Here is a 6,000-nt window from a genome sequence, read left to right on the forward strand (position 1 = left end):
GCCATGGATCTGGAGCTCTCCGAGGAACAGGCCGCCGTCCGCGAGCTCGCGGCCTCCTTCACGGACCGCGAGATCGCCCCGCACGCCGCCGCCTGGGACCGCGCCGAGTCGGTGGACCGCGCGATCATCGGCCGGCTGGGCAAGCTCGGCTTCCTCGGGCTGACCCTCCCCGAGGAGTACGGCGGCAGCGGCGGCAACCACCTCGCCTACTGCCTCGTCCTGGAGGAACTCGGCCGGGGCGACTCCGCCGTGCGCGGCATCGTCTCCGTCTCGCTCGGCCTGGTCGCCAAGTCCGTCAACGCCTTCGGCACCGAGGAGCAGAAGCGGCACTGGCTGCCCCGGCTCACCTCCGGCGAGGCGCTCGGCTGCTTCGCCCTCACCGAGCCCGGCACCGGGTCCGACGCCGCCAACCTCACCACCCGGGCCGTCCGCGACGACGACCGGGGCGACTGGCTGCTCAGCGGCACCAAGACCTTCATCACCAACGGCACCTGGGCCGACGTCGCCCTCGTCTTCGCCCGCACCGGCGAGCCCGGCCATCGCGGCATCACCGCCTTCCTCGTCCCCACCGACCTGCCCGGCTTCACCCGCACCGAGATCCACGGCAAGCTCGGCCTGCGCGGCCAGGCCACCGCCGAACTCGCCTTCGACGCCGTCCGGGTGCCCGACAGCGCCCGGCTCGGGGAGGTCGGCAAGGGCTTCACCGTCGCCATGGCCGCCCTCGCCAAGGGCCGGATGTCCGTCGCCGCCGGCTGCGTCGGCATCGCCCGGGCCTGCCTCGACGCCGCCGTCCGGTACGCCGGCGAACGCGAGCAGTTCGGCGTGCCGATCGCCTCGCACCAGCTGGTGCAGCAGCTGCTGGCCGGGATCGCCGTGGACGTCGAGGCCGCCCGGCTGCTCACCTGGAAGGTCGCCGACCACATCGACCGCGGCCTGCCGTTCGCCACCGAGTCCTCCGTCGCCAAGCTCTTCGCCAGCGAGGCGGCGGTACGGGCCGCCAACAACGCGCTCCAGGTGTTCGGCGGCTACGGCTTCATCGACGAGTACCCCGTCGGCAAGTACCTGCGCGACGCGCGGGTGATGACCCTCTACGAGGGCACCAGCCAGATCCACCAACTGCTCATCGGGCGCGCGCTCACCGGCGTCAACGCCTTCTGACACCCACACCCTCTGACCTCCACGCCTTCTGACCTCCACGCCTTCTGACCTCCACGCCTTCTGACACCCCAGCGGGGACACCCCTCCCCCACCACCACCCTCCCAGAAGGAGATCCGCCGTCGTGCGTCCCGTCTACTTCGCCGCGGCCCGCCGCACACCCATCGGCCGGCTGCGCGGAGCGTTCGCCGCGGTCCGCCCGGACGACCTCTCGGCCACCGTGCTGCGCGCCCTGCTCACCGACCTGCCCACCCTCGACCCGGCCCGGATCGACGACGTCTACTGGGGCGCCGCCAACCAGGCCGGCGAGGACAACCGCAACGCGGCCCGGATGGCCGTCCTGCTCGCCGGACTGCCCGACAGCGTGCCCGGCGCCACCGTCAACCGGCTCTGCGCCTCCGGCCTGGAGGCGGTCACCATGGCCGCCCGGGCGATCGGCTCCGGCGAGGCGGACGTGGTGCTGGCCGGCGGCTGCGAGTCGATGACCCGCGCCCCCTTCGTCCTGCCCCGCCCCGACGAGGCGCTGCCGCACCGGATGGAGACCTTCGACACCCGGCTCGGCTGGCGGCTCACCAACCCGCGGATGGCCGAACTCCACGGCGTGCTCTCGATGGGCGAGACCGCCGAGGAGGTGGCCGGCCGGTACGGCATCACCCGGGAGCGGCAGGACGCCTTCGCGCTGCGCAGCCACCAGCTGGCCGCCGCCGCCCGCAAGGACGGCCACTTCGACGCCGAGCTGATCCCGGTCGAGCGCGCCGACGGGGTGACCGTCGACCAGGACGAGTCGATCCGCGAGGACACCAGCCTGGAGAAGCTCGCCCGGCTCAAGCCCGCCTTCCGCCCCGAGGGCACGGTGACGGCGGGCAACGCCTCGCCGATGAACGACGGCGCGGCCGGGCTGGTCCTGGTCAGCGAGGAGGCGCTCGGCGAGTTCGGCCTGGAGCCGCTCGGCCGGTACGTGGCCGGGGCCTCGGCGGGCGTGCACCCGGACGTGATGGGCATCGGGCCGGTCCCGGCCACCCGCAAGGTGCTCGCCCGGGCCGGCTGGACGCTGGCGGACGTCGCGGAGGCCGAGCTGAACGAGGCGTTCGCGGCGCAGGTGCTGGCCTCGGTCGACCAGTTGGGGATCGACCCCGAGCTGGTCAACCCGACCGGTGGCGCGATCGCGCTCGGCCACCCGCTCGGCGGCTCCGGCGCCCGGATCCTCTCCACTCTGCTGCACCGGATGCGCCGTACCGGCGGCCGCCGCGGCCTCGCCACCATGTGTGTGGGCGTCGGCCAGGGCACGGCGGTGCTGGTCGAGTCCGCCTGACGGCCCGAACTCCTTTTGTCCTTTCCACTCTTGAGGAGCAGCACCATGACGCGTTTCGCAGGCAAGGTCGCCGTCGTCACCGGCGGCGCGCAGGGGATCGGCGCCGCGACGGCGCGCCTGCTGGCCGAGGAGGGCGCGACGGTGGCCGTCGTCGACCTCTCGGCCGAACGGGCGGCCGGCACCGCCGAGGAGATCACCGCCAAGGGCGGCACGGCCCGGGCGTACGGCTGCGACGTGGCCGACTACGACGCCGTGGAGGCGGTGTTCGCCCGGATCGCCGAGGACCTCGGCGGTCTGCACATCCTGATCAACAACGCGGGCATCACCCGGGACAACCTGTTCTTCAAGATGCCCAAGGCCGACTGGGACGCCGTCCTGACGGTCAACCTGACCAGCGCCTACAACTGCAGCCACGTGGCGCAGAAGTACATGGTCGCGCAGAAGTGGGGCAAGATCGTCTCGCTCAGCTCGCGCTCCGCGCTGGGCAACCGGGGCCAGGCCAACTACGCCGCCGCCAAGGCCGGCATCCAGGGCCTGACCGCGACGCTGGCGATCGAGCTGGGCCCGTTCAACATCAATGTGAACGCCGTCGCCCCCGGCTACATCGCCACCCCGATGACCGCCGCGACGGCCGAGCGGGTCGGCTCCACCGCCGAGGACCACCAGGCCGAGGTGTCCGCCCGTACGCCGCTGCGGCGGGTCGGGCAGCCGGAGGAGGTCGCCTCGGTGGTCGCCTTCCTGGCGAGCGAGGAGTCGTCCTACGTCAGCGGCCAGACCCTGTACGTCAACGGCGGGGCGCGCTGACACGCCGGTGATGATCTGACGATATGTCAGGGGACCGTCCCCGGTGCTGGGTTACCTTCACCTGGGACGGTCTTGACCTTTTCCGGTGGCCGGTAACGACCATGCCGACAGTATGAAATGACTATGGCATGATCATGCGGCAGTCGATGGGATGGCCGGACCGACCCGACCGATCCCGGCCGGGCCCAGCGTCCCAAGGAGTCCCATGGGCAGCCCCCGCACCCTCCGCCGCGCCCTGGCCCTGCTCGCCGTCGGGGCCACCGCCCTCACGGCCGGCACCGTCTCCACCGGCTCCGTCGCCTCCGTCGTCGCGGGCGCCACCACCCCGGGCGCGCCGACCGCCGCCGGCGTCCACGTCCGGCCCGCCTCGGCCGGCCACGTCAACGCCCTCGGCCGGACCGCGCCGCTGTCCACCTCGGACTGCGTCAGCCAGCTCGGCATCCACTGCTACTCCCCGCTCCAGTACCGCGAGGCCTACAACCTGAACTCCCTCTACAAGGAGGGCGTCACCGGCAAGGGCCGCACCATCGTCATCGTCGACTCCTTCGGCTCGCCGACCATCCAGCACGACCTGGAGGTCTTCGACAAGCAGTGGGGCATCCCGGACACCCAGGTCGAGATCATGAAGTGGGGCAACGTCCCGCCCTTCGACCCCACCAACCCCGACCACACCGGCTGGGCCGGCGAGTCCACCCTGGACGTCGAGTACGCGCACGCCGTCGCCCCGGACGCCCACATCATCCTGATCGAGACCGGCGTCGCCGAGACCGAGGGCACCACCGGCCTGCCCGAGATGATGGACGCCGAGCAGGCGCTCATCCGCTCCGGCCGTGCCGACGTCATCTCGCAGAGCTTCGGCGCCACCGAGAACACCTTCCCCGGCTTCGACAAGGGCGACTTCAAGTCGCTCACCGACCTGCGCTACGCCTTCAAGGAGGCCGCCGCGCACGACGTCACCGTCCTCGCGTCCTCGGGCGACAACGGCGCCACCGACGCCCAGGAGAACGGCTCGGACCTCTACCCGTACAAGGTCAACTCCTGGCCGTCCTCGGACCCGCTGGTCACCTCCATCGGCGGCACCCAGATGACCCTGGACGATGCAGGGAAGCGCACCGCGCCCGACAAGGTCTGGCACGACGCCTACGGCGCGGGCGGCGGCGGCGTCTCCGGCGTGTTCGACCGCCCCCTGTACCAGACCGGCGTCGCCAAGGTCACCGGCAGCCACCGCGGCACCCCGGACATCAGCATGAGCGCCGCCGTCGACGGCGGCGCCTGGACCTACGAGTCCTACGACCCCACCCGCGCCGGCTGGCACCTCACCGGCGGCACCAGCGAGGCCGCGCCGATCTTCTCCGGCGTCGTCGCCCTCGCCGACCAGCTCGCCGGCCACCGCCTCGGCCAGCTCAACTGGCGCCTCTACGGCCTGAACCTGCTCCCGAACCAGTGGAGCGGCATCACCGACGTGACCACCGGCGACAACTCCTGGGACACCGTCACCGGCTACCAGGCCGCCAAGGGCTACGACCTCGCCAGCGGCCTCGGCACCATCGACGCCGGCCGCTTCGTGCACGCGCTCGCGGGGCGGTAGTAGCGCAGAGGTGCGGCCGTCCGCCGGTTGGCGGACGGCCGCACCGTCGTTTTAGACCGACTGCGCGAACTCGACGAAGGAGCGCCAGGCGGTCGGGGAGAAGGCCAGCCGGGGGCCGGACTTGTCCTTGGAGTCACGCACCAGGACTGATTCCGTGGTCTCGGCGACCTCGACGCAGTTGCCACCCTCGCCGCCGCTGTGGCTGCTCTTGAACCACACCTCGACGCAGTCCCCGCCCTCGCCACCGCTGTGGCTGCTCTTGAACCACACCGGTTCGCTGCTCATCGGACCGACTGTGCAAACTCGACGAAGGAACGCCACGCAGTGGGCGAAAAGGCCAGCTGCGGACCGGACTTGTCCTTCGAATCGCGCACCAGGACCGACTCCGCCGCCTCGGCGACCTCGACGCAATCGCCGCCCTCGTTGCTGCTGTAGCTGCTCTTGAACCACATCAGATCGCCGCTCATCGCTCTCCCAGCATCTTCTCGATCAAGGACAGGGAATCCTGCGGAGAGTGCGCCTGTGCCCTGAGGGTGCCGTATCGCGCATTCAGGAGACGAACCTCCTCCGCATCCGTGATGAGCCTACCGTTCGTCTGGATCTCGATATAGCCGGTCTGCGGACGCCCCTTGGGAATGAACAGCTTGAACGACCCTGCGACGCTCGCGTTCTCGGAGCGGTCCATCGGCATGATCTGAAGCGTCATGCCACGGGTGTTGCCGATCTCCAGGAACCGTTCGAGCTGCCCTCTGTGCACCTCCGGCCCACCGAGCCGCCGGTGCAGTACACCCTCGTCGATCACCCAGCTGAAGACCGCGCGGGGCCAACGGGCGAGGATTTCCTGCCGCGCCATCCGAGCTGCCACCCGGATCTCGACCGTTTCTTCCGCCAATACCGGCTGTCGCATCCGGAACAACGCCCGGGCGTAGTCCTCCGTCTGAAGCAGTCCCGGAGCGAGGTAGGCGCTCCAGTCGTGGAGTTCGAGCGCCTCCGCCTCCAGGGCGGCGTAGTTCCGGAACCACTCCGGGTGCCGCATCCGCGCCTTCGCCTTCGCCTTCTCGATGTCGTCCGCGGCTGCGATCAACAGCCCTCGCGCGTCCAACACCCGCTCCGACGACTCCAGCAGCTCCCGCTGCGGCG

At 71.2% G+C, this 6,000-nt stretch carries 7 protein-coding genes; 4 read left to right on the top strand and 3 right to left on the bottom strand.

Annotated elements, in window-relative coordinates:
- Positions 1-3 precede the first annotated feature (3 nt).
- The 4 genes from VR45_RS13730 (at position 4) to VR45_RS13745 (ending at position 4,860) form a co-directional block, all read left to right on the top strand.
- Positions 4-1,158, top strand: coding sequence for an acyl-CoA dehydrogenase family protein (locus tag VR45_RS13730; RefSeq protein WP_045940004.1), 1,155 nt, complete (start codon positions 4-6; stop codon positions 1,156-1,158).
- 122 nt (positions 1,159-1,280) lie between these two features.
- Positions 1,281-2,468: an acetyl-CoA C-acyltransferase gene (locus VR45_RS13735; protein ID WP_045940005.1), complete on the top strand. Its 1,188-nt coding sequence runs from the start codon at positions 1,281-1,283 to the stop codon at positions 2,466-2,468.
- A gap of 45 nt (positions 2,469-2,513) precedes the next feature.
- Positions 2,514-3,272, top strand: a complete 759-nt coding sequence (locus tag VR45_RS13740) for a beta-ketoacyl-ACP reductase (protein ID WP_045940006.1) — start codon at positions 2,514-2,516, stop codon at positions 3,270-3,272.
- 205 nt (positions 3,273-3,477) lie between these two features.
- A complete protein-coding gene (locus VR45_RS13745) occupies positions 3,478-4,860 on the top strand; it encodes a S53 family peptidase (RefSeq protein ID WP_078896498.1) in 1,383 nt (460 codons plus the stop codon).
- A 51-nt stretch (positions 4,861-4,911) separates the two neighbouring features.
- Here the strand turns inward: VR45_RS13745 and VR45_RS13750 are convergent, their stop codons facing one another.
- From VR45_RS13750 to VR45_RS13760, 3 genes are all read right to left on the bottom strand, one after another.
- On the bottom strand, positions 4,912-5,145 hold the full coding sequence (locus VR45_RS13750) for a DUF397 domain-containing protein (protein WP_045940007.1): 234 nt from the start codon (positions 5,143-5,145) through the stop codon (positions 4,912-4,914).
- Positions 5,142-5,327: a DUF397 domain-containing protein gene (locus VR45_RS13755; protein WP_045940008.1), complete on the bottom strand. Its 186-nt coding sequence runs from the start codon at positions 5,325-5,327 to the stop codon at positions 5,142-5,144. Before VR45_RS13755 ends, VR45_RS13750 begins: the two co-directional genes overlap by 4 nt.
- The coding region (locus VR45_RS13760) for a DUF5753 domain-containing protein (RefSeq protein ID WP_045940009.1) at positions 5,324-6,000 on the bottom strand (677 nt) is incomplete at its 5' end. The genes VR45_RS13760 and VR45_RS13755, both read right to left, overlap by 4 nt.

Source organism: Streptomyces sp. NRRL S-495 (genome assembly GCF_000966955.1).
Classification (GTDB): Bacteria; Actinomycetota; Actinomycetes; order Streptomycetales; family Streptomycetaceae; genus Kitasatospora; species Kitasatospora purpeofusca.

Excerpts from the sequence above, each read along its gene's own strand:
- VR45_RS13730 (WP_045940004.1), top strand. The coding sequence starts at position 4 with ATGGATCTGGAGCTCTCCGAGGAACAGGCCGCCGTCCGCGAGCTCGCG.
- VR45_RS13740 (WP_045940006.1), top strand. The coding sequence starts at position 2,514 with ATGACGCGTTTCGCAGGCAAGGTCGCCGTCGTCACCGGCGGCGCGCAG.
- VR45_RS13745 (WP_078896498.1), top strand. The coding sequence starts at position 3,478 with ATGGGCAGCCCCCGCACCCTCCGCCGCGCCCTGGCCCTGCTCGCCGTC.
- VR45_RS13750 (WP_045940007.1), bottom strand. The coding sequence starts at position 5,145 with ATGAGCAGCGAACCGGTGTGGTTCAAGAGCAGCCACAGCGGTGGCGAG.
- VR45_RS13755 (WP_045940008.1), bottom strand. The coding sequence starts at position 5,327 with ATGAGCGGCGATCTGATGTGGTTCAAGAGCAGCTACAGCAGCAACGAG.